Annotated in this window: 33 protein-coding genes and 2 pseudogenes; 8 read left to right on the top strand and 27 right to left on the bottom strand. The window is 67.6% G+C overall.

Annotation, left to right across the window (positions count from 1 at the left end):
* Positions 1 to 174 precede the first annotated feature (174 nt).
* Positions 175 to 492 (bottom strand): hypothetical protein, encoded by a 318-nt coding sequence (locus tag OG395_RS03235; protein WP_327241509.1) that lies wholly within the window; start codon positions 490 to 492, stop codon positions 175 to 177.
* A 398-nt stretch (positions 493 to 890) separates the two neighbouring features.
* On the opposite strand from OG395_RS03235, the gene OG395_RS03230 reads away from it, so the two are divergent.
* Positions 891 to 2042, top strand: a complete 1152-nt coding sequence (locus OG395_RS03230) for an ISAs1 family transposase (protein ID WP_327241110.1) — start codon at positions 891 to 893, stop codon at positions 2040 to 2042.
* Here the strand turns inward: OG395_RS03230 and OG395_RS03225 are convergent.
* The 3 genes from OG395_RS03225 to OG395_RS03215 form a co-directional block, all read right to left on the bottom strand.
* Positions 2008 to 2568, bottom strand: coding sequence for a hypothetical protein (locus OG395_RS03225; RefSeq protein ID WP_327241508.1), 561 nt, complete (start codon positions 2566 to 2568; stop codon positions 2008 to 2010). The genes OG395_RS03230 and OG395_RS03225 overlap by 35 nt on opposite strands.
* A gap of 414 nt (positions 2569 to 2982) precedes the next feature.
* The gene (locus OG395_RS03220) at positions 2983 to 3432 is read right to left on the bottom strand and encodes a DEAD/DEAH box helicase family protein (RefSeq protein ID WP_442818504.1); all 450 of its coding nucleotides are present in this window, start codon (positions 3430 to 3432) and stop codon (positions 2983 to 2985) included.
* A 102-nt stretch (positions 3433 to 3534) separates the two neighbouring features.
* Complete coding sequence (locus OG395_RS03215) at positions 3535 to 3798, bottom strand: AAA family ATPase (protein ID WP_327241507.1); 264 nt, start codon at positions 3796 to 3798, stop codon at positions 3535 to 3537.
* A gap of 67 nt (positions 3799 to 3865) precedes the next feature.
* On the opposite strand from OG395_RS03215, the gene OG395_RS03210 reads away from it, so the two are divergent.
* Positions 3866 to 5371, top strand: a complete 1506-nt coding sequence (locus tag OG395_RS03210; protein ID WP_327241506.1) for a hypothetical protein — start codon at positions 3866 to 3868, stop codon at positions 5369 to 5371.
* Positions 5372 to 5493: 122 nt separating this feature from the next.
* Here OG395_RS03210 and OG395_RS03205 read toward each other — a convergent pair whose 3' ends face one another.
* The 13 genes and pseudogenes from OG395_RS03205 to OG395_RS03150 all read right to left on the bottom strand — a co-directional run bounded on the left by OG395_RS03205 (position 5494) and on the right by OG395_RS03150 (position 14983).
* Positions 5494 to 5904: a hypothetical protein gene (locus OG395_RS03205; RefSeq protein WP_327241505.1), complete on the bottom strand. Its 411-nt coding sequence runs from the start codon at positions 5902 to 5904 to the stop codon at positions 5494 to 5496.
* Entirely contained in the window at positions 5901 to 6482 is a 582-nt protein-coding gene (locus OG395_RS03200) for a hypothetical protein (protein ID WP_327241504.1), read from the bottom strand. Before OG395_RS03200 ends, OG395_RS03205 begins: the two co-directional genes overlap by 4 nt.
* 95 nt (positions 6483 to 6577) lie before the next feature.
* Complete coding sequence (locus tag OG395_RS03195) at positions 6578 to 8104, bottom strand: hypothetical protein (protein WP_327241503.1); 1527 nt, start codon at positions 8102 to 8104, stop codon at positions 6578 to 6580.
* 74 nt (positions 8105 to 8178) lie between these two features.
* A pseudogene (locus OG395_RS03190) lies at positions 8179 to 8556 on the bottom strand (transposase); the annotation flags it as partial.
* A gap of 172 nt (positions 8557 to 8728) precedes the next feature.
* Positions 8729 to 9004, bottom strand: coding sequence for a hypothetical protein (locus OG395_RS03185; protein WP_327241502.1), 276 nt, complete (start codon positions 9002 to 9004; stop codon positions 8729 to 8731).
* A 679-nt stretch (positions 9005 to 9683) separates the two neighbouring features.
* The gene (locus OG395_RS03180) at positions 9684 to 10025 is read right to left on the bottom strand and encodes a hypothetical protein (RefSeq protein WP_327241501.1); all 342 of its coding nucleotides are present in this window, start codon (positions 10023 to 10025) and stop codon (positions 9684 to 9686) included.
* A gap of 360 nt (positions 10026 to 10385) precedes the next feature.
* Complete coding sequence (locus OG395_RS03175; RefSeq protein ID WP_327241500.1) at positions 10386 to 10895, bottom strand: hypothetical protein; 510 nt, start codon at positions 10893 to 10895, stop codon at positions 10386 to 10388.
* 169 nt (positions 10896 to 11064) lie between these two features.
* Positions 11065 to 11532, bottom strand: coding sequence for a group II intron maturase-specific domain-containing protein (locus OG395_RS03170; protein ID WP_327249240.1), 468 nt, complete (start codon positions 11530 to 11532; stop codon positions 11065 to 11067).
* An 18-nt stretch (positions 11533 to 11550) separates the two neighbouring features.
* Positions 11551 to 11634 (bottom strand): annotated as a pseudogene (locus OG395_RS03165) (hypothetical protein); the annotation flags it as partial.
* Positions 11635 to 12494: 860 nt separating this feature from the next.
* A complete protein-coding gene (locus OG395_RS03160; protein ID WP_327241499.1) occupies positions 12495 to 13697 on the bottom strand; it encodes a tyrosine-type recombinase/integrase in 1203 nt (400 codons plus the stop codon).
* Positions 13694 to 13852 carry a DUF5999 family protein gene (locus OG395_RS58020; protein WP_442818503.1) on the bottom strand — a complete coding sequence of 53 codons (159 nt, stop codon included), beginning with the start codon at positions 13850 to 13852 and terminating at the stop codon, positions 13694 to 13696. Before OG395_RS58020 ends, OG395_RS03160 begins: the two co-directional genes overlap by 4 nt.
* Before the next feature lie 158 nt (positions 13853 to 14010).
* Positions 14011 to 14421, bottom strand: a complete 411-nt coding sequence (locus OG395_RS03155) for a DUF6415 family natural product biosynthesis protein (protein WP_327241498.1) — start codon at positions 14419 to 14421, stop codon at positions 14011 to 14013.
* Between the two features lie 91 nt (positions 14422 to 14512).
* A complete protein-coding gene (locus OG395_RS03150; protein ID WP_327241497.1) occupies positions 14513 to 14983 on the bottom strand; it encodes an ATP-binding protein in 471 nt (156 codons plus the stop codon).
* Positions 14984 to 15237: 254 nt separating this feature from the next.
* Here OG395_RS03150 and OG395_RS03145 point away from each other — a divergent pair, with 254 nt between their 5' ends.
* Positions 15238 to 16572 carry a DNA-binding protein gene (locus OG395_RS03145; protein ID WP_327241496.1) on the top strand — a complete coding sequence of 445 codons (1335 nt, stop codon included), beginning with the start codon at positions 15238 to 15240 and terminating at the stop codon, positions 16570 to 16572.
* Here OG395_RS03145 and OG395_RS03140 read toward each other — a convergent pair whose 3' ends face one another.
* The 7 genes from OG395_RS03140 to OG395_RS03110 all read right to left on the bottom strand — a co-directional run bounded on the left by OG395_RS03140 (position 16573) and on the right by OG395_RS03110 (position 20106).
* A complete protein-coding gene (locus OG395_RS03140; protein WP_327241495.1) occupies positions 16573 to 17586 on the bottom strand; it encodes an NAD-dependent epimerase/dehydratase family protein in 1014 nt (337 codons plus the stop codon).
* Positions 17587 to 17655: 69 nt separating this feature from the next.
* Entirely contained in the window at positions 17656 to 18033 is a 378-nt protein-coding gene (locus tag OG395_RS03135; protein WP_327241494.1) for a toxin Doc, read from the bottom strand.
* A 4-nt stretch (positions 18034 to 18037) separates the two neighbouring features.
* Positions 18038 to 18289 carry an antitoxin MazE7 gene (locus OG395_RS03130; RefSeq protein WP_327241493.1) on the bottom strand — a complete coding sequence of 84 codons (252 nt, stop codon included), beginning with the start codon at positions 18287 to 18289 and terminating at the stop codon, positions 18038 to 18040.
* 68 nt (positions 18290 to 18357) lie between these two features.
* Complete coding sequence (locus tag OG395_RS03125) at positions 18358 to 19104, bottom strand: tyrosine-type recombinase/integrase (protein ID WP_327241492.1); 747 nt, start codon at positions 19102 to 19104, stop codon at positions 18358 to 18360.
* On the bottom strand, positions 19101 to 19559 hold the full coding sequence (locus OG395_RS03120) for a hypothetical protein (protein ID WP_327241491.1): 459 nt from the start codon (positions 19557 to 19559) through the stop codon (positions 19101 to 19103). Before OG395_RS03120 ends, OG395_RS03125 begins: the two co-directional genes overlap by 4 nt.
* A complete protein-coding gene (locus tag OG395_RS03115; protein WP_327241490.1) occupies positions 19556 to 19741 on the bottom strand; it encodes a hypothetical protein in 186 nt (61 codons plus the stop codon). Before OG395_RS03115 ends, OG395_RS03120 begins: the two co-directional genes overlap by 4 nt.
* 38 nt (positions 19742 to 19779) lie before the next feature.
* Positions 19780 to 20106: a hypothetical protein gene (locus tag OG395_RS03110; protein WP_327241489.1), complete on the bottom strand. Its 327-nt coding sequence runs from the start codon at positions 20104 to 20106 to the stop codon at positions 19780 to 19782.
* 317 nt (positions 20107 to 20423) lie between these two features.
* On the opposite strand from OG395_RS03110, the gene OG395_RS03105 reads away from it, so the two are divergent.
* Entirely contained in the window at positions 20424 to 21005 is a 582-nt protein-coding gene (locus OG395_RS03105) for a winged helix-turn-helix domain-containing protein (RefSeq protein WP_327241488.1), read from the top strand.
* A 207-nt stretch (positions 21006 to 21212) separates the two neighbouring features.
* Here OG395_RS03105 and OG395_RS03100 read toward each other — a convergent pair whose 3' ends face one another.
* Positions 21213 to 21770 (bottom strand): GNAT family N-acetyltransferase, encoded by a 558-nt coding sequence (locus tag OG395_RS03100; protein WP_327241487.1) that lies wholly within the window; start codon positions 21768 to 21770, stop codon positions 21213 to 21215.
* Positions 21771 to 22105: 335 nt separating this feature from the next.
* Between OG395_RS03100 and OG395_RS03095 the strand changes: the two genes are divergently transcribed.
* The 3 genes from OG395_RS03095 (at position 22106) to OG395_RS03085 (ending at position 23591) form a co-directional block, all read left to right on the top strand.
* Entirely contained in the window at positions 22106 to 22378 is a 273-nt protein-coding gene (locus OG395_RS03095) for a hypothetical protein (RefSeq protein WP_327241486.1), read from the top strand.
* A 257-nt stretch (positions 22379 to 22635) separates the two neighbouring features.
* Positions 22636 to 23091, top strand: a complete 456-nt coding sequence (locus OG395_RS03090; RefSeq protein ID WP_327241485.1) for an RRQRL motif-containing zinc-binding protein — start codon at positions 22636 to 22638, stop codon at positions 23089 to 23091.
* 26 nt (positions 23092 to 23117) lie between these two features.
* On the top strand, positions 23118 to 23591 hold the full coding sequence (locus OG395_RS03085; RefSeq protein ID WP_327241484.1) for a hypothetical protein: 474 nt from the start codon (positions 23118 to 23120) through the stop codon (positions 23589 to 23591).
* A 458-nt stretch (positions 23592 to 24049) separates the two neighbouring features.
* Here OG395_RS03085 and OG395_RS03075 read toward each other — a convergent pair whose 3' ends face one another.
* Positions 24050 to 24220: a hypothetical protein gene (locus tag OG395_RS03075; protein ID WP_327241483.1), complete on the bottom strand. Its 171-nt coding sequence runs from the start codon at positions 24218 to 24220 to the stop codon at positions 24050 to 24052.
* 60 nt (positions 24221 to 24280) lie between these two features.
* Here OG395_RS03075 and OG395_RS03070 point away from each other — a divergent pair, with 60 nt between their 5' ends.
* A complete protein-coding gene (locus OG395_RS03070; protein ID WP_327241482.1) occupies positions 24281 to 24493 on the top strand; it encodes a hypothetical protein in 213 nt (70 codons plus the stop codon).
* A gap of 109 nt (positions 24494 to 24602) precedes the next feature.
* Here the strand turns inward: OG395_RS03070 and OG395_RS03065 are convergent, their stop codons facing one another.
* Positions 24603 to 25700 carry a MerR family transcriptional regulator gene (locus OG395_RS03065; protein WP_327249239.1) on the bottom strand — a complete coding sequence of 366 codons (1098 nt, stop codon included), beginning with the start codon at positions 25698 to 25700 and terminating at the stop codon, positions 24603 to 24605.
* Between the last annotated feature and the right edge of the window lie 260 nt (positions 25701 to 25960).

The raw sequence follows: 25960 nt of genomic DNA, 5'->3' as shown, positions 1-25960 counted from the left end.
CCCACCCGGAATTGCGCACCAGAGTCAAACTGCCGCGCAAAGCGCCCAGCACAGCGAGCAGAGATGCGGGTACGGTCGGATCCGGAAGCATCGGCGGGTCCCTCACAGCAGGCGACATAAGCACCGCCGATGCTTCCTTGGCGTTTGCCTCCCGGCCGGGCCGATGGCCACAGGTCACCCGTGCGAGCTACCTATCTGACAGTTGGTCAGAACGACGAAAGTCGAGGGATCATCAGCTGCTGTGACCAGACGGCCGAACTCTTCCTCCTCGACATCCGGGTCGAGACGCGGGAACTCGACCAGGTCCAGGAAGGTCTCGTGGCCCACGTCCTCGACTGTGTGCAGGAAGATCTCGAATCTTCCTGCCTTCGGCCTGACCTCCACGTAGCGGACGCCGAGCCGTTCTGCTGCATAGACCGGTCCGAGGAACTGTTCGACGGGGCGTCCACGTCGCAAGGCGCCGAGAACGAATGATTCTGCCAAGTAGCGCATGTCCGCAGGGTAGACACCGGTTCCGATAGAGCGGCGACCGCTACCTTGCAGGCCGCCCGAGACACGCACAGGCCAACTCGACCACTCATAGGCCAACTGCACCGCTCAGGCGGGGCCGAGGCTTCCTCAGAGGATCGCGTGGGTGATCCGCGGCCGGTCCAGAGGGCGAGGAGCTCATTTCAAGTTGTGCGGTCAGGGGCCGCTGTTCCCCTCGAAGTCGCCCAGGTTGATAAAGCTCACCCGGTCCTCCCAGGCAGGGGCGTTTCAAAGTCCCGATGATCAGGTGAGTCTGCAGGTCATGGTGCTGCAGGGTGTCGAGGGTGACCCGTCACGGAAGCAACGAAACTCCGGTTGAACGGGGTGACCTTCCCAAGTCGCCCTGCTTCGCCGGAGTTTCGATGTGTCGTCAGTCTGCCACCGTCTGTCTGGTCAAGCCGCCCACCCTGGCGGGTGTCGCAGTGCTTCCGCTGGTGGAGCGGTTGCGGTTGCTGCCTGATCCCCGGCGCCGGCGCGGTGTGCGTCACCCGTTCGTGGCGGTGCTGCTGGTCGCTGCCTCGGCGGTGGTGGCAGGCGCCCGGTCGTACGCGGCGATCGGGCAGTGGTCCACCAGCGCCCCGCAGCACACGCTGGCCCGGTTGGGCGCCCGGACCGTAGGCGCGCTGGGCGTGCGCGTTCCGCCGAGCGCTGCCACGATCCGACGGGTCCTCGGCCGTGTCTGCCCGGGCGGCCTGGCCGACCTGACCGGCGCCGATCCCGCAGGCGCACAGTCGGTGGCCGTGGACGGCAAGGCCGCCCGCGGGTCGCGTCACGACCAGAGCCCGGCCGCCCATCTCCTGGCCGCGATGACCGACCAGGGGCGGACCGTCACCCAGCTGCGGGTGCCCGACAAGACCAACGAGATCACCTGCTTCGCCGCCCTGCTGGAGCCCTACGACCTGACCGGGGTCACCGTCACGGCCGATGCTCTGCACACCCAGCGCGCCCACGCGCGCTTCCTGGTCGAGGAGAAGAACGCGCACTACCTGCTGGTGGTCAAGGCCAACCAGCCCGGTCTGCACCGACAGGTGCGGTCACTGCCGTGGAAGGACGTCACCGCACGCCGCTACGACCGCGAGAGGGGCCACGGACGCAAGGAGACCCGCGTCACCAGGGTCCTCACGGTCACCGACCTCGGACTCGACTTCCCCCACGCCGTCCAGGCCGTGCGGATCCTGCGCCACCGCACCGACCTCAAGACCGGCGCGTGCACCCGCCAGACCGTCTACGCGATCACCGACCTGACCTCGCATCAAGCCTCGCCCCAACGCCTGGGCCAACTCGCCAGGTCGCAGTGGACCATCGAGAACCGGCTGCACTTCGTCCGCGACACCACCTTCCGCGAGGACGCCTCGAAGGTTCGGACCGGCCACGGGCCCGACAACATGGCGAGCCTGCGGAACTTGGCGATCAACACGCTCCGCGACGCCGGGCACAGCAACATCGCCGCCGGTCTCCGCCACGCTTCCTACGAACCGTTCACCCGCCCACTCGACCTCTTGGGCATCGCCTGACCGGCGCACTCACAAGATCAAGAGACTTTGCAGCGCCCCTGTCCTCCCAGGCGTCCCACGTCACATGCTTCCGAGCACCCCAGTAGTAGGTCTCGTAGCTCATGAGGTCGCCGTATGCCTCATTCTCGTGTATTCGATCAGGCTGGCCGAACACCGTCAGGAACTCCTCGTACGAGGTCAAGTGTGCGAAGTGGGACAGATGCGGGCCGCTGATCGCGAAGCCGACCACTACTCCGGTGCACACTTTGTAGTTGATCTTGTCGGCGCCGTACAGGAATCCGTCCGACCGGACAACGTCTTCAATGACCTCGTTCAGCGTCAGACTCCGTCCATCAGCGTCGTAGTACTCGCTTTCGATGTTGGTCCCACCGCGATACCGGGCGATGACGGAGGACACGCCGCCCACAATGCGCTGCCGTGGAACGGCGGCGCCCGGCGCCCCCAGGGCGATGCCGTTCACCTCGACACTGGCGAGGTCGAGGTTCGGCCGGGACAGCAGGTCCAGGTTTTCGAGGATCTCGATCATCGATGGAGTCTAGAGCGACCAATCCGAGCCTTGACGTTCGCGACTCAGGAGAATGTTCCGTAACCGCAGGTCAATGGCATGCCGCTACCGTGTGCGACTGAGCCCGCAAGGCTTGGTCACCGGGAGTCAGTGGCCGCCGAGGCCCCATGCGTCGAGTCCGCCGTAGATGGGGGCCTCCCGGCGAGGGGGGGCGAAGCCGTCGGCTTCGCCGCAGTAGATGCCGATGCAGCCAGGTGCTCAGCCGGTCAGTGGAACCGGACGACGAGGCGTACGTTTTCGGCTCCATGGACTTCAGAGACGTCCCGCACAGGGTCATGTAGAGGCGCCGCTCGGCGGGGATGCGGGCGTTGTCGTGAACGACGGCCCAGGGCTTGCCCATCCGGCCGGAAACACAGTGCGCCTCGTCCACGATGATCAAATTCCACAGGGGGAGACCTGCGATGTGGGCCTTCTCCAGGAATCCCAGGCCCAGTGACGCGTAGGTCGCGAAGATTGTGACGTGGCCCCGACGCGGGTGAGCCGGACCAGCTCGTCGGCGTCGGTCGTGTTGGGGAAGCCCGCCTCTTCCGACTTGAGGGAGGAGACGCCGAAGTGCGGGCTGGGCCGGCCGCCGTCACGCCAGGCACGGGCGGTCTGCTCCAGGAGGTCGAGAGAGGGGACCAGGACCAGGACGCGGTCGGCGGTGAGCTCTTCGGCCGCGTGCACGGCACCCAGGGTCTTGCAACTGCCGGTGGCCATGATGACCTGCGTGCGCAGCCCAGCCGGCGGCAACGGTGCGTCCTCCGGCAGCTCGAGCTCGCGCACCGTGGCGACGACCCTCTCGGCCTGGTGCTCCCGCAACGGCTTCAGCATCTTCTGTCTCACTCTCTGAGCGTTGGATCAGGCTTCCAGGTGGGGGCGGCTACCGTCCAGCTCACCCCAAGGTTTCGCATACAGCGATGCACTCGGCGGGCGGGCTCGGCCAGGTCAGCTCCGGTCGCCGCCTACGGTGCGGATGTCGGTGAATCCCTCGGCGGCGAGCAGCGACATGGCGGCCAGCGTCTGCTCGCGCTGCCGGCGCAGGACGGGGGAGGGGACGCGCCGGCTGGGCGGCCGCTGGGCATTGCGGGCCTCGCATGTGTCCAGGCCGGTCAGGAAAAGGACGGCTGAGACGGGCCGGCCGTGCTGCCGCGCCTGGTCAATCAAGGCGCGGCGGACACGTGCTTCGACGTTGGTGGAGTTCCCTGTCAAGTTCTTCCGTTCAGTCGATGAAGCTCCGGACTTCCCGCTTCCTTCGGTCATTGAGAAGATCACCAGCATGACCTTCTGTATCGACCGGATCCTTGGTGACCGTCCCTTCGCCGAGGTTGGTAATCCTGCGCTCGCCGTCGCCGACGAGCGCCGCGCCCTGTTGGCGGTGGCAGGCGTACACGAATTCGACAGCAGCGCGCCCATCGGCGTCTATTGCACCGACAATCTGGCCTGCCGCACCCTTCTCCGTTCGCACTACCCCGTGCAAGCGATGGCCTTCCACCCCACGCTTCCACTCCTCATCGTCGGCACAGGACGCTACGACGGCGGCTACTTCTTCGAAGGGGAGTTGCTACTGCTGGACCTGGAGACGAGCAAAGCGACATCGCTTATCGAGCACGAGTTCGGACGCCAGATCTTGGGCCTGGAATGGCTCAACGAGCAGGAGCTGCGCGTACTTATGGCGCCGCCTGACGACTGGGACGACGAAGACGCACACGTTGAGGGGCACGTTGCGAACGTGCTGCGGCCTGACTGGAGAGTCGTACCGCCCAGGTCGATCACTCCTCAAGAACTGGCCGGTCCACAGGTGGCGGCCCCGCGGGCCGACGGACGAGAGGAAGCGCGACGCACAGTCTCCGCTCTGAGCACCGACTGGGATCCGCGGCGCAACATTCGAGCGGTACAAGAACTGTCGGACGGAAGGATCCTCGCGACGCTCGACGGGGTCCAGTTGGAGTGCTGGCTTCCGTCTGGGCAGCGGCAGTGGGCGGTTCCGGATCATGAGGGCGGCCGTGACATCGTCATCGCCGCCGACGAGCAGTCGGCATGGGTCGGTCTGGTACGTCCCATATGGGAGGAGTATCCTCAGTCCGCCGTCCGGCTGTCGCTCCAGGACGGGAGACAGCTCGATCATCTTCAGCCGTCCGCCCCGGTATCCGTGGTTCGCTGTGCCGACGGCCTGCCGGCTTTCGCACCCGCTGGGCGCAACGGAAGGCGGAGCAGGCTGCACATTCGTCGTGGCAGTCGGATCTACTTCCGGGCGACAGTCCGTAAGGATGGGGTCCGGAACCCTGATCGGGGTGAAGCATGGCTCGCCGCAGTCGACCTGGACGTCATACCCGCTGCTGAACGCCCGCGCGAGCCAACGGAGGCGGAGGTCATCTGGCTGTTCCCGTACTCCTGGATCCCAGGCGAGTCACACTTCGCCGGCCCGGGTGCTGAGGTCGCGGATGGATCTCTGGTCCACGCGGGCACCGTGTACAACGGCCACGGTTTGCAGCCCGGTGGGTCGTTCGTCGTACGGTGCGAGGTAACTGCTGGGCAGCCGAGCTGGGTCTTCAGAACCGACAGAAAGGCCACCGACCTCGACTGCGACACGGAGACCGTCTATGTCACCTACGACGACGGCGAGATCGTCGCGCTGGATCTCCACGACGGCACCGTGCGCTGGCGCCGCCACCTCAACGTCGCCGGAGTGCTGGTTATACCCACTGCACTGACCATCGCCGGGCCGAGGCGGCTGCTCATCGGCACCAGCGACGGGCGTCTGCTGGACTGCTCAGCTGGATAGCGGACTTGCCCAATATGTCCTGCCTGGCCTTGAACACTCCAGCCAGGAAGACACCGAGCGTTCGAGGGGCGACGCGGTACTCGTGCAGCGAGTCCGCAGTGAGCACCGGGGTTTCAGCTCCGTCAGGTTCTCGGTCCAGGGAACGGAAGGATGTTGTCGCCGATGGGAGCATCTTTCATCCGCCTGCCGGCATCTTGAGTCAGCACGGCGGCAGCCAGGGCCAGTCTGGTCACCTGCTGTCGTAGGTCTTCGATTTCGGACTTCTGGTTGGCGATGGTCTTTTTCAGCTTGCTGACGGTTTCCCGGAGCCGCCTTTCGGACTCCGGGATTTGCTGTGTTTCGTTGCGGACCCGTTCGTAGAACTCGTTCTTCTGGTCAGCATGCCGCTTCATGAGGGCTATGTGGTGGACACCGGCCTCGGCGGCGAGGGCGACGACGCCGAGGCTGCCGTTGGAGGCGGTGGCCTGTCCGGCCAGGAGCCGGTCCATGGCCTGGCGGATGCGGATGCGTTCGTCCTGGTGCTGTTGGTTCATGCGAGGCGATCGGCGGTATGGGCGGTGTGGGCGGTGCCGTCGTGGGTGTCGGCCGTCTCGCGAAGCCGGTTCGCGTTGGCGCGCAGGCGTGTGCCGAGCGGGCCTGGGGTGCGAGCGGCGAGCTGGTCGAGGTCGTCGGCGCGTTCACGGAGGAGACGGGCGTGGGCGTCCATGCGGGCGGTGTTGCCGCAGCCGGGCCAGCAGTCGTACTGCCGCGGGGGAGTGGCGCCGGGGTCTGGTTCGCACAAGGCGTTGTCGTGTTTGACGACGCAGATCAGGAACGCGTCGGGGCTGTCGTAGAGCACGATGCCGTCCCTGGTGAGGAGGGCGCTGGCCTTCTTCGCAAAGGTCCCCGGGACTATGCGGCCCTCGAAGCGCGGGGCGTGGGCGGCGGCGGTCAGGGCCCGGCGTGCGGCAGGGCCGGAGATCTTCTGCCCGCCTGCGACGCCGTCACGTAGCCGGGCGGCGGTGTCGGCGGCGGCCAGAGCAGTTTCGACGTCGAGGATGGCGTGGACGCCGCGACGGGCGCGGGAGCCGTAGCCGCTGGAGGTGCCCGCGTCGAGGACGGTGCGGCGCACCGCAGGGTGGCGTGACTTGCTGTGGGAACAGGCCGACTACCTGGTCCGCCGTGCCCACGGCTTCCTGGCGGACCGCCCGTCCGCCGTGCCCGTCCTCAGTTGGCCTCCCGCACTCTCGCAGCGGTCCGCTCGGCGAGCTCGCGGACGCCGTTCGCGGCGTTCTCCGAGAGCTCGCCGAGTATGGCGTCGGCGGCCGTGAGGAGGGCACAGGTCTCCTCGGGGCGGCCCGCGTCGGCCAGGGCGAGGGTGAGCCGGTAGTGCTCCTCGGCGATGTAGCGGCCGAGGTTGACCTGCTGCCAGTGGCGCAGTGAGTCGTCGCCCGGGGTGGCCAGGGCGTCGCGCACGGCGGCCAGGCTGTCCGCCGCCTGCGGCAACCGGCCCGCCTCCCGCTCGAGGCGGGCCAGAGTGTGCCGGGCCGAGGCCCGGTCCCATGCCGTCTCCTGAAGGGCGGCGTACAGGCGCTGGGCGCGCAGCGCCTGGGTAAGGTCGCCGAGTTCCTCGAAGTCCCGGGCGAGCCCACTCAGCGGAGCCGTGGCCAGGGTGCGGGGCGCTTCGGGGCGGCGGAGTCTGCTCTGGTCCATGAAGATGTTGTCGAGTTCGCGGATCAGCGTCACCCGAGCGAGGCCCGTCATCCCCTGGTCCCACGCCAGGTCGGTCCATGTGGAGACCGGCTCGTCCGACGGGTCCGTCCCGAACATCGACTCGTCGAGCGCCCGCGCCCACTGTTGCAACTCGTCCGCGCTTGCACCCGGTTCTGGCATCCCGCCCAGGCCGCACGCCGTGTCGAAGTCCGTCTCTCGGACCTCAAGCAGCAGCGGCAGATCTCCGGTGTCCCCGCGCAGCCCCACCAGCACGGCCGCGAGCCGCAGTTCGTTCGTCATCGATGACCGTGTCTCGTGCCGCAGCAGATGCCGCAGCAGCTCCAGATCGTCCTTGGCACGGTCGAACTGCGCGGCCCGCAGGGTGATCCGGCGCCGCACCGGGTCCTCGGCGACTTCACGCCATGCCGTGCGGTCGCCCTCCCGCAACCAGGCGAGATCGGCGCGGCCCGCGGCGAGCACCGGCTCCCACAGCGGGGGACCGGCCGGGCCTATCCGGTCGTACGCGCACCCCTCATCCGCGTTGAGCAGTACAAAGTCCGGCTCGGTGCGCAGCAGCGCGGCACGCAGTCTGCCGACCAGCTCGACCGGGGAGCGTTTCGGGAAGCCCAGCGCCGCACGGAGCTCGGCCCGCTCCTCATCGATTCCGTAGTACTCGCGGATCTCGTCCTCGGTCTCCGCGATGCACGCCAGGATCTTCTCCTCGCTGTCGTCCGGCGACAGATGTGTGTAGCCGCGCCAGCCGGGCAGGCCGATCACTAGCTCCAGGGTCTCGTCGACACTTGAGCCGATGATCCCCGCGGCACCCTCCGAGTCGGCGTAGAGCACCGAGCCGTCCGCGCACACGAAGTACGTACCGCCGGTATCATCCCCGGCTACCGTCTCCAACGGCCCGCCCGAGGCGAGGCGGACTTCCTCGACATGGCCATGGGCGGCGCGGTCCAGGTCGAAGTTGAAGGGGAAGGCGGCCAGTTCGGCCAGGCGGCGGTCCTGCCGCAGCAGCCGTAGCGCGTGATCGGTCATGTCACAGAACGTAACACCGTCCACTGACAACGGACTCGCGGCCTCTGTAGGAAGCCGTGCGGATAGTGGTGCGATCATGGTCGGCGGTTCGTGCGTTCGTGCCAGCGGTGGGTCGTCCATGCCTGTCGGATCAGACTACGCACGGTGATGATCGTGTCGGCGAGGTCGAAGAATGCGTCGATGACGGTGGTGCGCCGCTCGTAGCAGCGGGCGAGGCGGTGGAAGGCGTTCTGCCAGGCGTGGGTGCGTTCGACATGCCAACGCCGACTGGCCTGGATGGGCGCTTTCTCACCCTTGTGTGCGATGCGGCCGTGCAGGCCGCGTTCGCTGAGCAGAGTGCGGGTCTTGTCCGAGTCGTAGCCGGCGTCCAGATGCACGGTGATGTCGTCGGGTAACGGCCCCAGGTCGTCCAGGCGGTCCAGGGTCGGGGCGAGCAGCGGGGAGTCGTGGCAGCGAGGAGCTCCCACGCAGGTCAACGACCTCGCAGGTCAGCAGGCATCCACGTACGGGGTCTTCCAAACTGGTGATGCACAGCAGCAAGGTGCAGCAACTACCGCGCCCGCAGCCGACCGCTACCAGCCTCGGCAGGCCGACGATGCCCCCGCAGACCACAACGCTTTCGGCCTATATCGCCCAGGTTTCAAAAATGCCCGACTCCTTCCCGATGAAGAGCGCTGCCGAAGTAGGAACCAGCAAGCAAATGCCGATGCCGCCAAGCACATATGGCGCCACTGGCGTCGCTTTCGGGAAGTGGCCATCGGGTCGACGCTTGCGCGCAATAGCGAAGCGCCGGATAAACAGAGCGGCACTCAACATGAGCAGGAACGCGCCGACAATCTGCAGCGCCATCAAGCCGCATTCAATAAGGAAAAGGACCAGGTACGAGAGCAGCACCCCCACGACTACCCTCACTTACTCAGATTTCGGCATTAATCAGAATCCGGTCGGCTTTCATTGCCGTCGGCTGCAACCACGCGCAAGGCGGACAATAGGATCATGGCCTGGACTGCGTCAACCCGTGCAGTTGAACGCGTGCCCGATGTGTGCCCGACCGGTTGGTAAGTCGCGGCCATCTACGGGCTCCCCCGCCCTGGACCAGCAACCGCGACAAGCACCACCACGGCAGGTCAAGGGCACTTACCCCGCTGGTGGCTCTGGTGATGATGAGGCGCACGCCCCCCTCCGTACAACAGAGACAGCAACCGACAGCGCCCGCCATGAAGTCGACAGCGGCCCGAAAGCGGCCGCAATGACTCTGGATGACCGATCCATTCTTAGCTACGGATCAGAAGGCTTCTGACATCCACGGCTGACATTAACGACGCCGGACGAAGGTGTACGCCAGCACCCCTGTCCGGCTGTCGCACCCGTCGACGACGGCCTCCGGAGCGGGTTCGGATCGAACTCCTAAAGCGGTGCTCGCGACGAGTCTCACCAAAGCACGAGCGCCCTCCCGGGCCGTCCTGGGGCCGTGGAAGGGCGCTCAACGATGACCAACGTCGACAACTCAGCAGCAGGTCAGGGCGTTGATCGATAAGACAGCTGCAGGTCACGGCCGCCGATGGTCAGTCGTGGCTGATCAGACGGGGATCCAGTCAGGCCACTGTGGCGGGACGTTACTCACGGGGCAGAGGCCAGAGTCGCCGGGATAGCCGTCCAGCGTCCCTTGAGTCGCGAAGAACCACCATGCCAGCCACACCGTCGCAACGACCACCAGTAGCGTCGGCAGTGAAACGCGGACCGCCGTTGGCGCGCGAAGCACCAGACGTCGGCCGATGGCCCGCGCCACGAGTCCAACGAGCGCTTCGGATCCCACGACCAGCGGGAGCAAGAAATTGAGTTCGAGGCGTCCGCCGGCTTCGTAACCCGCGTCGCAGTACGCGCGCGCCCAGACCGTCAGCGACCAGGCGACGAAGCCCATAGCAGCTCCGAACAATGCGGAGACCGCCCAGGGGAGACAGGAGTTGGATCTTGGCTTGGCTGTGTCCACGACATGACACGACATCGAACACACCATTCACGGTTCCGAGATGGGCGGGTGAGTGTCTAACTGCGTGACAACGCCGACAGACAGAGGCGGACAACCACGCACACCTCTGGACCATCACAGTAGGTGGCAAGGGGACCAGCCCAAGATAGAGCGCGTGCCCAAGTTGCTTCGGGACGAAGAGGTCGTGGGTTCAAATCCCGCCACCCCGACAGCTGAAGCAGCAGAGCTCAGCGCCGGTTTCCTTCACGGGAAACCAGCCCTGATGCGTTGTGCGCCCTTTGTGTGCCCTCCTCAGCCGGGGAGCTTCGCCAGCTGCGCCTCCAGCAGGGGCCGCGGAAGCGTGTCCGTGATCACCATCATCGTGGTGAGGATGTGGTCGGTGCGGACGACGGCGTAGGTCGCGGGACTGCTTACGCCGGAGAGGCTGGTGGTGAACCGGAAGCCGACGGATTCGTCCCCGAGATCCGGGGCCTGGGCCGGTTCGAGGTCGCGGTAGATCATGGGGGCGCCGGGAACCTTGAAGCTGCCCGAGCACTCCGTGAGCGCCTTGCGGACATCGTCGAGCGCCGAGCGGGCATCGTCTCCCTGATGGACAGTCACCCACGGCTCCCCGACGGTGGAGTTCAGCTCGCCAGGGCCCGAGAATTCGCGGACGGCCCGGGCGGTCGCGGGGCGCGGCGTATCGGTGAAGGCCAGCTGCGCAATGGGTAGGCACTCGTCCTTGTCGGCCCGGTACGCCCCCTCCGGAAGCGAGTCCTCGGCCGGCTCGGTCACCCGAAGGCCGGCGACGGTCCCCACCATGGTGAGCTTCTCAAGGGTGGCGTCGGACAGGGAGGGCCTGGCCGGTTGAGTCGGCCTGAAGCGCGGTTCCGGTGTTGCCACCGGCCCGTTTCTCCAGGCCGCTCTCCGAACCCGGCGTACCCGTCTCCGAGTACCGGGCTCTCCACAGTTCCTCTCGTCGGACTGGTTGTCAGGCTGTGGGCCAGGGGCTGGGGATCGTGTCGCCCCGGTAGCGGTACCGGGTAATCGCCGGTGTCCGCGCCAGATTGATCAGTTCGACCCCGTCCACGGTGATTGGCAGCCATGACCCGTGAGGGCCAAGGAGCCAGCTGCGGACGTCCTTCCACGACCAGCGGTGCATCGTCTTGAGCCACATGATCACCCGATGCCAGAGGAAGGACCCGAGCATGCGGAATGTGTGCTTTGCGACGGCATGCCGGAAGTAGTTGGCCCAGCCGCGCATGATCTGGTTGAGTCGGATCAGCACGTCTCCGGGGTCAGCCTGTGACGTCCTGCGGGTCAGGGCACGGATCTTGTCGTTCACCGAGCGGATGGGCCGCGCGGCGATGAACGCGTAGACGTACCACTTGTCACTTCCCCGCTTGGGGCGCCGCCGGATGCGGAACCCGAGGAAGTCGAACCCGTCCTCTATGTGCACGATTCGGGTCTTGGCTGGTGACAGCCTCAGCCCCAAAGGTTCGAGCACGGAGGCTACTTCGTTCTGGAGGGCCGCAGCGTCCTCGGCGGAGCCATGCACCATGATCGCGAAATCGTCCGCGTAGCGGACGATCCGCCAGTTGGTAGCGGTCGACGAGCTGGGTGATGGTGAGCTGGCCGCGGTAGACGTAGGCCCGCAGGGTGGGCGGGGTGCCGGGCGGGAAGTGGCCCATCTGGTGCAGCACTTGCCAGGCGCCGAGGCCGGCGAAGCGTGTCGCGCCGGACGAGCTGCTGTGGGTGAGCCCCAGTCGCTTGGATTCCAGACCGTGGTGCAGCAGCGCTGCGGGCGTGAGGTCTTCCAGTGCGATGCCCTGGGTGGTCAGCGCGGCCGTGAGGTCGAATTTCGCGCGCAGGCGGTGCATTTGGTTGAAGCCGAAGGCGTCGGCCGCGGCGAAGTACTTGTCCAGGTAGGGGTCGGACTGCAGTTCGCGGAACCGGTCGGGGTAGTCCAGGAACCTGTTCGCGCGAAACCCAGAGATCGACGGCCGGATCACGCGCAGACAGAAGGCGAGCTTGATGCCCGCGGTCAGATCGGCGCTGAAGACGCGGTCTCCCTCGGGTGCCAGGCTCCGCACCGGTCGGGCGCCCTCACTGTTGAAGCCGCTGGCTTCCCACCGCTCCTGCCAGGTAGTCCCCGGCGTCTTTTCGAGGAATGCGAAGGTCCGCTGGACGGCGTGCCGCCGACGGCCCGGGTTGGGCCGCCCCTTCGTCTCCCGCTCGGCGATGCGGACGATCTCACTCGCCGGAGTCGTGGACAGGTCGCCAAAGGGCCCGGGCGGAGTGCTCGGCACTGGCGCAGGCGCCGCCTTCAACTCCGCGCCTGCGAAACGTGAAACGGGTGCCGGGATGAACGGCCCGTCCTGGTAGTCGACGCGGCGGTTGCGGGCCGTGAAGGTCTGCGTCTCAGCCACCGAACACCACCTTGAAGTCGTCCGGGTCGTAGCCCGGCGCGATGCTCGGCTCGACCCGTGGCCGTTGGTAGTGGGCCTGAAGGGCATCGAAGAGGTCCTCGACCCGGGCATGCAGATAGCGGCCGGTGGTGGCCAGGTCGGCGTGCCGCAGGATCGCACGGACCTCTACGAGGGTCAGGTTGGGGTCGTTCGCCATCCGCTCGGCCGCGGTGTGGCGCAGATCGTGAAGGCTCCAGTTCGTCCTGAGCTTGTCGTTGGCGCGCTGGATCACCCGGCGCATCGCCCAGTAGGTCAGCGGCCCGTCGGGGCCGCGGCGAGTACGGAAGACCGGCTCGTGCGGGGCGGGCATGCCCATCGCGTCGAGATAGCCGGCCAGCACCACCAGGGACTGCGGGCTTGCAGGGACGGGCTCGCGCAGCCTCGTGCCCTTGGAGACGACGTAGACGATCTGGCCCGACCAGTCGATGTCGGCCGGGGTCACCCCCAGCAGTTCCGAGGCGCGGGCACCACTGGCGACATAGAGCAGCACCGCGGCGCGGTCGCGGTCATGGTTCATGGCCTCGAAGAACTCGTCCCACATCGCGTCGGGCATCGCCCGCGGCTCGGTGTCCGGGACGCGCTGACGCAGCCGTGCCCGGCGGAAGACCGGCATGGCCTCCATCGGACCGCGATGAGCCAGGGCCCGGCGGCGTGCCTCCGAGACCGGCACCGGGTTCATCAACGGGCCGCGGCCCAGGTCTCGGTGGAAGTCATAGAAGCTGCTGACCACGGTCAGGGCATGGTTGATCGTGGATGGCGCATACCCGGCCCTCAGGTACCGCTTGCCGGTGCGCGGATTGACCGACCCCGGCTCCGGCGCATCCGTCCGGGTACGGCGGCGCTGCGGATTCGGCGCGGTACGAAGCCATCCCACTATCACTGCCACCTCCCCTTCCGTTGCCTTGTCCCAGGACACGTTCAGCAGCCACAGAAACCGAAACCAACGCAGCAGGTCGTTGGCGTAACTGCGGCCGGTGGCCGGGCTGTTGTCGTTCAGAGCGAGATCCCGCAGGTACGGCACGACGGACACGACCGGCTCGCTGTCCGGGCCGAGTACGGCGTACGGAGGGTGCTGGGTCTCCAGCTCGACGACGGAGCCGATACGGGGCAAGAGGGTTCGCCCCTCCATCAGCTCGTTGCGCAGATGCGACGTCACACAGAACTCCCTGGGCAGTTGGACATCGCAGTGCCCAACGACCTCAAGAAGGTGCAGTTAACACACCAGCCCAGGACGTCGTCTCGTGCAACGGTCCTGGCCGCCTCGCGATCCGACGCGACCGCGGCGGGGCAGGGGGGTTCGTGCTGGCACATGTGCGTCGCTCTTCCTCTCGGACGTGTTTTGGTGGGGGCCCTCTTCGGCGGGATCTACGAAACCGCGGGGGACCGGAGTCGCACCGCCGAAGAGGGAGATATAGGCCGCCCGGGGCGGTGTCGGTGCGCAGGCTGATGAGGCGCATTGGGGTCGTGCATCAGTCGGCGTCCTTGATCTGCCGAGCCGCGATCAGACGTTCGATCAGGTCCGATGTCACCCAGGACAAACGACGGGCGAGCCCAAGAGCCGACCGGTAGTCGCGGGGCATCTGTTCGTCCCGCAGGCTTCGCCCTCGGTCGATGAGCTGCAACGTCCCGGCATCTGCGGGGAACTTCGGGTCGGCTACCGCGATGGCACTGAGCTGCTTGAGCGTGCCACGTAGCCGTTTCGCGAGTTCATCGACTTCGTCCGCCCCTGGCGTCTGGTCCCCTTGGGCCATGTCCAGGTCATCGAAGACGGCCTCGACGACGAGAGGATTCCAGGCCCGTACCTGGTCCAGGAGGCGCGCCAGGGCGTCCGCGCTGAGTGGGGGAGTCCACTGCGGCTCCTTCGGCCGGCTCGCGCTCACGCCGTTCTCAAAGAACGGGGCGGTGGGGAGCATCACTTGCTCTCAGGGCTGGCGAGGGCGCACCAGGCGCGTGTTCGTAAAGCGAGGGTGCTCATGCCGGCACCGGTCCCGGCCTCATGTGCGCGCGGACAGCCTTGCCGCCGCGTTCGCAGAGGTGCCAAGAGAGTGCACCGCCAAGCCGGCCGACTTTCCAGAGGCCGCGGCCGAGCTCGCCGGCGGATGCTTGCTCAAAGTCCGGGAACGTGGGCAGCGGGTCGTGGACGTCGATAAGAAGGGTGTGGTCTTCGGTGATGGCGAGCCGGAGTCGCACGCGTCGGTTCTCGTGGTTCGGACCCGGGTCGGCGTGGAGCACGGCGTTGCCGACAAGGATCCCGGCGGCCTCCGTGGCGGCCTCAACGTTCCCGGGCCACCTGAACATCGTCAGCCGTGTCCGTGCGTGTAAGCGAGCCAGCGGGGAGGCACCCGACAAGAGATCAAAGGTTCTTGACCATTCCTCGGCGACCGGCGCAGTTCCCGTGAGGGAGGTGACCGGTGTCGCCGGCTTGGCGTATCTCGGATACACGACTCTCACTCCTGACGTCGGAATGTGTTCGAATCGCCACACTCAGCAGCGGCTGGCGATCAGAGTCCTCCCGACCCGGGTGGCTTCACCATGGCTTCCGGGGTGGCTTCCACGACACTTATGGGCGACAGACGTGGCCTCGGGGTAGCTTCTAAATGCCTTTTGCACAGGACCTGTTGTCCTGTCGACGGCACGCGGTATCCCCTCGTGAGGAGGGTTCCGCCGACGACTGGTCGAGGACGACGCTCAGAGACTTGGGGGCCGAAGTGGTCAAGCCGAGGACGCTACTCAAAGTCCTGATTGATCAGCGACAGTGGACGTGGGCGATCTTCGAGCTGGAGTTCGCGAAGGCAGCAGACAAGGTCATCGACCGCGGCACACAGAACCCCACAGTCGGCGAGACGCAGTACCGACGGTGGACGAGTGGCCAGCTCAAGGGGCTGCCCAGCCCGGATGCTTGCCGCGTCCTGCAGGAGATGTTCCACGTCGAGGCGTCGAAACTCTTCGCGCCCCCGCCGGAGTCGACGGATCCCGATGTACCGACGTTCGACCTGGAAGCCGAGATCGCAATGACCGCACGTGAAGCACAGGATGATGCCGGCGCCGCTGCCGCATCCTCCGTCTCTGACCTGACCGTCGACCAACTGCGTGACGACCTGCACGCACTGGCCAGGAGCTACAGCAACCAGTCCGCTCGCGACGTCTGGCAGAGAGCCAAGGAACTGCGGGAGCAGGCGGAGAACGACCGCGACCGCACCGCCGTCCCGGCCCAACAGCAGGCTCTGCTCATCCTCGCAGGACAGGCATCCGCCCTGCTGTCCACCGCCGCGTTCGACCTGGGTTCTTTTGACGGCGCCAAGCGCCTGGCGCGCACGGCTGCGCTCTACGGCGAGACCGCGCGGTACGAGCCGCTGCGCGCCTACGCAGCGGGGAGCCTCGCCTACATCGCCTACTACTCGGGCGAGCAGTCTCAGGCGTCCGTCCACGTTCGGCACGCGCTTACATACGGCGGCCTTGGAGATGTGGCGGTGCGGCGTCTCCACTCGATCGAGGCTCGGGCCTACGGGCACCTAGGGGATGCAGTAGCAGCCCGACGCGCACTGAGCATGTCGGAGGAGGTGGGCACCGACGCTACGGACGAGCTGCACGACGCAGTAGGCGGTGAGTTCGGGTTCAGCGACGAGCGGCTGGCCATGTCGAACGCCTCGACCGCGCTGCTCCTGGGCGACGGGCGCGCCGCAGAAATGTCAGCACGGCGCGCGCTCGAGCGTGTGGCTGCCAGGCCGGCCAAGGATCGATCCACCGCCGTTTTCGGAAAGGCCGCGGCCGACCTCGCTATGGCCCGGCTGCTGTCGAATGATCTGGAGGGCGCCGCGGAAGCCCTTGAGGCGATGCTGTCGATCGCCAGTACGCATCGGGCGACCGGGCTCGTGGCGAGGGCCATGGACTTACGGCGCGCCCTCACCCAGCGGCACCTGCAGGGCACGGCGCTCGCCGCCGATCTTGGCGAGCGGCTGGAGGAGTTCACCCGTCTTCCGGGCCAGCGTCAGCTTGTTCCCCCGTACGGAATGCTGGTGCTGGATGCCTGATCAGAGGGAGGCGAGGATCTTCGCCTCCTTCTCGGGGGCGATCCCGTGTTCCGCCCACCGCGGGTGGTCCACGGGACCGTCGTTCTGCAGCCAGTTCCAGGTGTCGCGGATGGTCTCGCGCAGCGGCCTGCAGCGGAGTCCCGTGGCTACGGCGCGGCTCGAATCCACTGACCAGACACCGTTGTGGGTGCGCCACAGGGGGAGTTCGGTCCACTGCTTCACACCGTGGTCGATGAGGACCGAGGGGTCGACCCATACGGGGTGCCCGGCTCCGCCCGTGGCTTCCAGGCAGGCACCCAGGAAGTCCTCGAACGTAATGCCGTCCGGGTGCGCGACGTTGTAGCTCCCAGGCTCGTATTTGCCGGCGGCCCGGTCCAGCGCGAACGCAGCAACGTCGCGAACGTCCACGGGCTGGATCCGCCGCTGGGCCGGTGCCGGCGCTACAAAGGGGCCTCCCTGGTGCGCACGGCGTAGCCACCATGGCAGGCGTCCCACGTACTCGCCGGGGCCGAGGATCACGCCAGGGCGGAGGAACACGGCTCGGCCGGCGAACGACTCGGTCACGGCCCGCTCGCCGCCCGCCTTCTGGAAGCCGTAGATGGTGGGACTGCCGTCCTCGCCGGTATAGCCGTAGTTCTCATCCGCGTCCGCTGGGCACTCCAGCAGCTCGGAGTCGTCTGCCAGGTGGCTGTGGGGCCAGCCCCTATATACGGACACCGTGGAGACGTGAATCCAGCGGGCAGCACAGTCCTTCAGCACCGAGGTGGCCAACATCACGTCCCGTGGCGGCAGATCGGAACTCGACGTGTCGATGACTGCATCCCATGGGCCGTGCGCTGCGAGCGTCCGAACATCGGCGATGACGGTTCGGTCCCCGTGAACAGGCGTGACCCCGGGAACGTCCTTCCCGGAGCGGCCCCGGTTGAAGGTGGTCACGTCCCACCCTCTGGCCAGGGCCGCTTCGGCAATGTGCTTGCCCAGGAACCAGGTACCACCCATTACGAGGAGTCTCATGGTCAGAGATCTTGCCCCGTGGATGCCGCTGAACGAAAGGGAACCCGTGGCCCCTGATCGGGCGGATGGTCAGGGAGCGCGCCAGGACCTCAGCCGATCGGCGATGCCGTACGAGTCCACGCGGAGGGCGCGGATGTCGTTGATCAGGTCGCGCCACGGCTCGTACGTGGTGTCGACGGGTTCGCCGGAGGCCTGCAGGTAGGCGATGGCGACGCCGTACCCGTAGGCCTCATTGCGGGCGGGGAGGGGACGCAGCAGTGCGCACTCTTCCAGGAACACGGCGGCCCGCCAGAAGGCATCCGGGTCCGCCTGATCCAGGCGCGGGGTGTTCACCCGGTGCCGGGCCGCCATGCCGACGAGTACGGACAGGTCGTTGACGGTGAGGTCGGTGCGGAGGATGTCTTCCTGGCGGGCCAGAAGCCATCGGTAGTCGACGAGCAGTTCCACAGGTTCAGGCCGCCCGCTGAATCTCGTGCGCGGCCGCCGACGGGAGCCCGCCGAAGTCGGCGTCGAACCGGTCCAGGATGCCGGGCTCGCCGATGACGCGGCGGAATGCGGCCGTCGCGGAGTCGAGCAGCTTCTCGTGCTCCTTCTCCGCGGCCACCTTGGCGAGGTAGTCCTTCATGGACATGCCCGCCCCGTCGGCCAGGGCCTTGAGCCTGTCCCTGGTGATGTCGTCGATCTTGACGCTGGTGTCTGCCATGGTTCGAGTATGCCGCCGGGCATACCGATCTGGCTACCCGATCCGAAGAATGGCTCTGACCTGCGTCTTTATGGTGAAGTGGGGTCCTCCTTGAACCTACCGAAGAGCGGCACGGCGTCCAGCGGGTCGGTCTCGGTGGCGTCCACGGTGTCGTCCGGCCGGTTGTAGCGGGAGTCGGGCAGCGGAGATTTCTCGCCCCAGTCGCCTGCCTCGCGCCGGTCGGCGAGGGGCACCTTGGCGCGCTTCATGTCGGTGTTCGGGCCGGCCCGCAGGGAGTGGCTCGTCACCTTCAGGCCGTTGATGTACGTCACCCCGGCGGCGGCCGCGCGCTTCTTCACGATCTCGTTGATCGCCCTGCCGGACAGGTGCAGGCCGCGCACCGTGGCGTTGCCGCGCCCCTTCAGGTTGCCGGTGGTGGACAGGGCCCGGAACAGCGGAAAGATCGGGTTGTCGGCGTCGAGCTCGCGCAGGTCACCGAGCCAGGCCCGTACGCGCCGCACGATCTGCAGGTCGGCCCGGTCGCGGATGAACCGCCACTTGCCCTCGCCATCGCGGCGGGTCTTGGACTTCGCGGTGTAGACCCACACTCCGTCGTCAGTCACGCGGAGGTTCTTCACGAGCAGGTCAGCGACCTCGATACCGCGGGACAGCTTGCCGTAGGCGACGGCGAGGAGGGCTGCGTCCCGGCGGCCGATCCGGGTGCTCTCGTTGATTTTGACGAGTACCTGGACCAGGTAGAAGAGGGTGAGGCCCGCGGCCTGGTCCCGCTCCCCACCGGCCGGGATGTACTCCTCGATGCGGTAGTCCTCGATCATCTGCCGGACGAGGGAGCCGTCGGGCCGCTTGCCCGCGGGGTACCAGGTGACGATGCGGGAGTGCCGACCTCCATCAGGTGGTCGAAGTAGGCGACGACGTTCGCCGTGGTGGTGGCCGGCCGGGCGATCCGCCCCTCTTTCACGCACCACTCCTCGAAGCGGTCTCGCGTGGTGTCGCGGTTGACGCGAGTGTTCCTCGCGCCGCGCTCCTCGGCCCGCCGCTTGGCGGAGGGCGGCACGATGAAGTCCCGCTCGGTGAAGGCGGGTTGCTCATCGACGCGCGGCGGCAGCTCCCCTTCGACGAGCAGCGTGTCCCGGGTGATGCGGTACTCGGGAGAGGGCCCGGGGACTGCGACGGTGGCGGGCAACCACCGGGCAGGCTGGTCGTCGTCGACCAGTTCGGCATCGACCACTTCCGCGAGTTCGGTCCCTTCCGTCCCTGCAGCGGCCGTCACCGGCTCGCCGCCTCATGGTGGCGCTCGTGCGCGGCGAGATAGCGCTCGGCCGTCTGCTCGTTCACGCCCAGGCCGTCGCGCACCGCCAGTACGAGGAGTCGGCGCAGCATTTCCGGCTCCTCGGTGATGTCGTCCGGGACCTTGGTCACCGTGACCGAGTCCGGCGAGATCTTCCCGGACACGACCGCACCCTGGGGGAGCGGCCTCGGACGGTCCCAGCTCACTGCGGCCACTCCGAGGCGAGGGCGGGCGCCTGCGGGTGGAACCGGGACTGGTAGTCGGGGTGGTGGTCCCAGGCGGTGGCGATGTGGCGCAGTCCTTGGCCGAGACCGTCGGCGACGCCGGTTGCGTAGTCGGGGCCGGCGTCCTCGAGGTGCGGCAGGATCTCCTCCCAGAGGGCCATCAGGCGCCGGACGCCGAGGACCAGGTTTTCCGTCGCTGCGCTGCGCGGGCCCAGTGCATCGAGCTGCCCCGTGATGAAGGCGAGCAGCTGCTCATTGGTCACTCGCTCGACGAGAAGAAGTTTCTTATGGTCACTAACTGTCAAGGTCTCAATCCTTGCTGACGCTGGGTTTCCTGACATCGCCCGGCTATCTCCGCTCAAGCACAGGAACCTCAACGTCTTGGGCCGCTACAGCTTCACCGCCTCCACCCCGGCCAGCGGGGGCCTGCGCCCGCTGCGCGACCCGGGCGCCCCGGAACTCGACGAGGACGAGGAGCACTGATCACGCCAACTGGCGGGCGGCTGTCAGCCCGACGCCGACGCCGTTGGGGGCGCTCATGAACACTCAGCTGGCCGCATGTTCCTATTGGTTGTAAGATTTTCCAACCAATAGAGATTGATGCAATGAACGGAGCCAGTCGATGAGCACACAGAGATCCGATGCGCCGCCTCCCCGGTGGCGCGGTGTGCACAAGGCGCTTGCTGATCCCCTGCGCATCCGGCTCCTGGAGGCGCTGTGGGAGACGCCGCAGTCCGCACGTGAGCTTGCCGACCGCGCCGATCTTCCGGCCGACCGGCTCTACTACCACCTGGGACAGCTCGAACGGGCCGGGCTGATCGAGATCGCCGAATACCGGCCGCTAGCCCGCGGCAAAGTCGAGCGGGTCTATGCCCCCGCGGTCACAGAACCCCCCAGTGATGCCGCGAGCCCGGAAGAGATGGCCGAGTTCCTTGGCTCGATGCTGGACGCCACTCGGGCCGACATCAGCGCCGCCTACCGGTCCAAGCAGGCCGGTGGTCGCCGAGAGGTCGATGTTCACCGTGGTGCGCTGCGGCTGACCGACGAGGCGCTCGCCGAACTGCGTGAACACATCGCACGCCTCGCCAGCCAATTCGGGGACCGCGACACCCCCGGGGTCTGGACACGAGTAGTTATCGCGCTCGTCGACCTGCAAGACCGCCCATCCCCGGGTGCCACAGCCCTGCCTGAGAGGACGTCATGAATGACAGCGAGGAGCACGCGCCCAGCGCGCCGATACGGGCCTCGGACGCCGAGCGCGACCGGGTTGACTTTATTCGGCAGTAGTGAAGTCAGTTGTCGATGGGTTTGGGAGGCGCCCCAATCCACAGAAGGGTGGTGTTGACGAGTTCGGGAGGCACTGGACCTCTTGCCAGGGCAGCATCGGGATGCTCCTGGTGAAAGGTGCTGGTCATGCCGCGTGGTGTAGCCCGTGGGCATTCCGGCGGGGGGTCCGGTACAGCACACACTGGCGAAGCGGCCCTTCGGGCACGCTCGGATCCTCGAAGTCGTCGGCCGGGTCCCGGGTCATACCGATCCGGCGCATCACCGCCTGGGAACGAAGGTTGTTGACGGTCGTCGACGCAACGACCTCCGGCAGTCCGAGGGCCTCGAAGCCGAAGGCCAGGCAGGCCAGGGCGGCCTCGGTGGCGTAACCGTGGCCCCACGCCGAACGCTTCAACCGCCACCCGACGTCCACCCCCGCGAACGGCATGTCCTCGCCCACCTCGTCCAGGCCGGCGCGGCCGATGAACTCACCAGTCTCTCGTGCTTCGAGCGCCCACCACCCAAAACTTCGCTCGTCGAACTCGGCCTGCATGAGTGCCACCGCGGCATCACTTTGCTCCCGCGTCAGCAGTTCCCCCAGATATTTCCGAACTTCAGGATCGGCGTTCATCGCCGCCCACGGTTCGAGGTCGGACTCCCGCCACCGACGGAGCAGGAGACGATCGGTACGCAGTTCTGGCATGCCGACCAGCCAACGCCATCACGATCGGGGTGTCGATCGGTTATGTCGCGCCTCACGGTCGCCCTGGAGGCCCAGCCGCTCGCCAACGCCAGCCCCCTGCACAGATCTTCACGGCCTACACCAGTCGTCACAGCGAATGGTTGACGCGCCGCGGGCAGCGACCGGCAGTGCCGTCATTTCTCGTCAACAATCCGGGTTCGGTTGATCACCAACTGCCGTCGAAACCCGTGCACAAGTGCTGTCACTAGACATCGACGAAGCCAACCATCTACACGCTGTGGCTGCTCACCGGCATCGTCGGCCTGGTCCTCGGCTACCTCTCCCGGAACAACGGCGTGCGCGCGATGTGGGCCGGGTGGGGCGCGGCCACCGTGTGGATGGTCTGGACGGCCACCCCGGACACCAGCCGCCCCGTCGCGGCCGGGCTTGCCGTCCTCGCCTGGACGTTCCTCTCCGCGTTCGCGATGCGCGGGCTGACCCTGCGCCGCCGCGTCATCGCCGGGCGCCCGGCCAAGGTCACCGTCAAGCCCGAGATCCACGTCCCGGTGCAGCCCCCGGCCCCGCCCGTCGACCAGCACCCCCACACCGGATGCCCCTTCCGGGACTGACCTCCGGTCGCTCCGCCTGGTCCTCGCCCACCCCGACACGGGGCGGGCGAGGACCGGACCGGCCGACCGGCCGCCTCGCACCGCGCCCGCCGACGAACGACGTCGGCGGGCGCGGTGCTTGCTGTCCACCGACATCTGGAGGAACCGATCGTGCTCATCCCCCGCCCGCGTCGCCGGATCGGCCGGCCCCGCCCCTTCCGCCCCGGTCCCCGCTACCCGCACCGTTCCGCCCGGATCCGTGGCTCCTGGGGCAAGTGATGGCGCGGACGCGACGGAAGCGGCGTCGCGAGATCAAGCGCGTGCCCCGCACTGGCGCGACCCTGCCGGAGCACGATCGCAGGGCTTGTCCCGCTGGTCTGCTTACCCGGCGGCAGTTACGGGAGAAGGGGCTGAGCCCCGGCGGACACGACCCGGTCGCGGTCCTGCGCTGCAAGCACTGCTCGTACCGGCCCGACCAGTCATGCACCCATCCCACCCGGGCCTGGCTGTGGCGCGAGGACCTCGCCAAGCCGAAACGCGTGCCGACGCTCGCTCAGGAGTGGGCGCTGGACCGCGCGATGGCCGCGAGGCAGACCTGCCCCGACTGCAGGCGTCGCTACATCTTCTGCCTCCCGCTGCGCACCCAGGGCTGTTGCAACGCATGCAACACCGGCACCGAGCCCACCCCCGGCACCTACTTCACTCCCCCGGCCAAGCACCTGCTTGCCGCCTGACCGCGCCACCTGAAGGAGAGATCGCTGTGACCGAGACCCTCACCCCGCCCGTCACCGGACTGCTGCCCGACTCCCCGCTGGCCGTCCTGTTCGACATCGTCGCCACCACCGCCCGCATCTCCCAGGATGAGGAGCGCGACGGTGCGGAGACCGCGGCCGCCGACCACGTCTACCGCGCATACGCCGACACCCTCGGCAGGGCGCTCGAGGAACACGAGTGGACCGGCTACCCCGCCCTGCGGGACAACGCGTTCGAGCCGAGCGCGGTGGCCTACCTGGACGGCGGCCTGTGGCTGCACCACACCATCACCCACGACGCCGACTACCACGACGTCCTCACGCTGATCGTCCCCTGCGCCTGCGGGCGCGGATACGTCGACTCGCAGCTGGAAGACGAGAACGACCTGCTGGAAGTCCTGGAGGAACTGCGCGGCACCAGCGGGCGCAGCGCGCACGACGGCGACACCGGCGGCCTGTACTGCGCCAGCACCACTGCCTGAGCCGATGCTCACCCGAACCGGTTCCCTGATGGCGGCCGCTGCGGTGCCCCTGGCGCTCGCCGCGGCCGCCACAGTCCTCAAGGCCGGCCACTGGGAGCTGTACGCCGACCAGCACCGCATCGAGCTGGCCCCCAGGCCCCGCCGGTCCTGCCCCGACTGCCGGGGCGCGGGCGGCTGGTGGACCAGCGGCCCGTTCCCAGACACGGAGGCGTGCGGCTGCTGGTTCGACCGGCGCACGCTGCGCCTCCCGCTCCTGCCCGTCCGCGCCGCCGATCTTCCTGAAATGGACCACGAGCCGTCGACTCACCCGCGAACTGACTGTCCCCTCCATCCCGAGCCAGGAGCCCCAGGACCTGCTCGACGACGACGATCGCTGGCGGCTCCTCCAACGCTGCCTGACTGACGACGCCCTGCCGACGGATATCCGGGCCGGCGGCGCGATCACCCTGCTGTTCGGCCTATCCACCGAACGTCTTTGCCACCTGACGCCTGAACACCTCAACTTCGGTGACAAGCACGCCCACCTGGTCCTGGGCCGCCACCCCGTCCTGCTGCCTCCACGGCTCGCCGAACTCCTTCGGCAACTTGCCGAACAGCCCCGACTCCGGCCGCAGCTCTCGAGAGCCCACCCAGGTCCTCAGTGGCTCTTCCCGGGCATGGTCCCGGGCAAGCCGATCTCGACGCACGGCATGACCCAAAAACTCAACCGGCACGACATCCCGGTTCGCACCGCGCGCAACGGGGCGCTGGCCGCCCTCGCTGCTGTTCTCCCCAGCCCGATCCTCGCCGACGTGACCGGGATGTACCGCCACACCGCGCTCCGCTGGGTCGCCTACGCCAAACGCGACTGGGCCGAGTACCTCGCAGCTCGGGCCGAGGACCAGCAGGAAGGCAGACGATGACCGACTCGACTGGCCACAACGATGACCGCTCGGTCCAAGAAGTGCTCGATTACCTGGTCAGGCACTTGAACGGCGCCCAACCGTTCGGCATCCACCCCTGCGACGCGGTTCAAGCTATAAGCAGACGGAGGCCGAGTTCTGCCGCGTCGAGGTCGGCGAGGACGCTGTTGCGCTCGGCCCACCGGCCGGAGTTGAGGTCGTCGCTGAGGCTTCGTACTGCCCGCTGCTCGGCCTGCGGCCCGACCCTCGTCCACACCGACATCGCACGGCGCACGTGATTCTCCAGATACGCCCCCGGTCGGCGCCAGTACGCCTCGAACAGGCCGTCAGTGCAGTCCCACGGGATGGGCACCGGCTCAGCGCGGGCGCCGATCGCGTCGGCCATCCCCGCAAGTGAGGGAAATTCTGCCAGGACGGCGGCGAACTCGGGCAGGTAGTCGCGGGTAAGCCAGAACCGGTCCTGCCATCCGGGCTCGTCGGTGTCGAACGTGAGCACCACCACGCGGCGGGCCACGCGCCGCATCTCGCGCAGCCCCGCTATCGGGTCCCCCCAGTGGTGAACGGTGGAGACGGCCATCGCGACGTCGAAGGAGTGGTCCTCGAACGGCAGGTTCTCCGCGGCGGCAGCTATGCACGGCGCCGAGCCGGGAGGCCGCTGCCCCCGCATGACCGCCGATGGCTCTACCGCAGTCACGTCGCGATCAGCAGGCTCGTAGGAGCCGGTGCCGGCCCCGACGTTCAGCACCGTCTGCGCGTCCCCGAGCGCGTCCCAGATCTGCGCGGCGATCCGCGGATCGGTACGCCGTGTCGCGGTGTAGGCGCCGCCGATCGCGTCGTACAGTCGTGCACCGAGCATCTCCAGTTGCTCCTCCGGTGTCACCTTCAGTCCCTTCGCTCGTGCCTCAAGTTCCCTGTCGATGGCCGCCGCCATGGCGTCAGCGCGATCACGCCGCTCCAGCAGCAGGCCGCGCAGTCGGCGCAGGTGCGCGACCGCGTCGGTGGACGGGTCGCCGACCAGTTCCGCGACCTCCCGCAGCCCGAAGCCCAACCGCCGATAGGCCAGCACCTCCCGCAGCCGTTCCACGTCGCCCGCCGAATAGGCCCGGTACCCGGCCACGGTCCGCGCCGAAGGCCGAACGAGTCCGATCTCGTCATAGTGATGCAGCGTGCGGACGCTCACGTCGGCCAGCTCGGCCACGCGTCCCACGGTCCAGTGATCCTCCACGGCACCGACTATGCAGCCTGACGCCACGTGAGGGTCAAGAGCCTTACCCACGGCAGCAAGAGCCGAACGCGAAGCAACGGTCTGAGGCGACTCCTACGGCTTCACCTTCACGCCCGAGGGAGCCGCCCGTCGCTCGCCGAGCCCACACCTCACCGAATACGAAATCAATCGAGGGAATCTCGACTTTCGACGTTTCCGTTGATCGTCGTTGGGGTCGCTCGGGTGGGTGATGGGGGCCTGAT

The organism is Streptomyces sp. NBC_01320, assembly GCF_035974375.1.
Taxonomy (GTDB): domain Bacteria; phylum Actinomycetota; class Actinomycetes; order Streptomycetales; family Streptomycetaceae; genus Streptomyces; species Streptomyces yanii.
This window is presented reverse-complemented; position numbering and strand designations above follow the sequence as displayed.

What these genes read in the sequence shown, in the direction of transcription:
- OG395_RS03105 (WP_327241488.1), top strand. Translation starts at nt 20,424, where the DNA reads ATGAGCACACAGAGATCCGATGCGCCGCCTCCCCGGTGGCGCGGTGTG.
- OG395_RS03070 (WP_327241482.1), top strand. Translation starts at nt 24,281, where the DNA reads ATGACCCAAAAACTCAACCGGCACGACATCCCGGTTCGCACCGCGCGC.
- OG395_RS03195 (WP_327241503.1), bottom strand. Translation starts at nt 8,104, where the DNA reads ATGACCGATCACGCGCTACGGCTGCTGCGGCAGGACCGCCGCCTGGCC.
- OG395_RS03235 (WP_327241509.1), bottom strand. Translation starts at nt 492, where the DNA reads ATGCGCTACTTGGCAGAATCATTCGTTCTCGGCGCCTTGCGACGTGGA.
- OG395_RS03175 (WP_327241500.1), bottom strand. Translation starts at nt 10,895, where the DNA reads ATGGTGGGGACCGTCGCCGGCCTTCGGGTGACCGAGCCGGCCGAGGAC.
- OG395_RS03090 (WP_327241485.1), top strand. Translation starts at nt 22,636, where the DNA reads ATGGCGCGGACGCGACGGAAGCGGCGTCGCGAGATCAAGCGCGTGCCC.
- OG395_RS03180 (WP_327241501.1), bottom strand. Translation starts at nt 10,025, where the DNA reads ATGGGCTTCGTCGCCTGGTCGCTGACGGTCTGGGCGCGCGCGTACTGC.
- OG395_RS03230 (WP_327241110.1), top strand. Translation starts at nt 891, where the DNA reads ATGTGTCGTCAGTCTGCCACCGTCTGTCTGGTCAAGCCGCCCACCCTG.
- OG395_RS03225 (WP_327241508.1), bottom strand. Translation starts at nt 2,568, where the DNA reads ATGATCGAGATCCTCGAAAACCTGGACCTGCTGTCCCGGCCGAACCTC.
- OG395_RS03125 (WP_327241492.1), bottom strand. Translation starts at nt 19,104, where the DNA reads ATGATCGAGGACTACCGCATCGAGGAGTACATCCCGGCCGGTGGGGAG.
- OG395_RS03205 (WP_327241505.1), bottom strand. Translation starts at nt 5,904, where the DNA reads ATGAACCAACAGCACCAGGACGAACGCATCCGCATCCGCCAGGCCATG.
- OG395_RS03130 (WP_327241493.1), bottom strand. Translation starts at nt 18,289, where the DNA reads ATGGCAGACACCAGCGTCAAGATCGACGACATCACCAGGGACAGGCTC.
- OG395_RS58020 (WP_442818503.1), bottom strand. Translation starts at nt 13,852, where the DNA reads ATGTGCCAGCACGAACCCCCCTGCCCCGCCGCGGTCGCGTCGGATCGC.
- OG395_RS03210 (WP_327241506.1), top strand. Translation starts at nt 3,866, where the DNA reads ATGACCTTCTGTATCGACCGGATCCTTGGTGACCGTCCCTTCGCCGAG.
- OG395_RS03100 (WP_327241487.1), bottom strand. Translation starts at nt 21,770, where the DNA reads ATGCCAGAACTGCGTACCGATCGTCTCCTGCTCCGTCGGTGGCGGGAG.
- OG395_RS03140 (WP_327241495.1), bottom strand. Translation starts at nt 17,586, where the DNA reads ATGAGACTCCTCGTAATGGGTGGTACCTGGTTCCTGGGCAAGCACATT.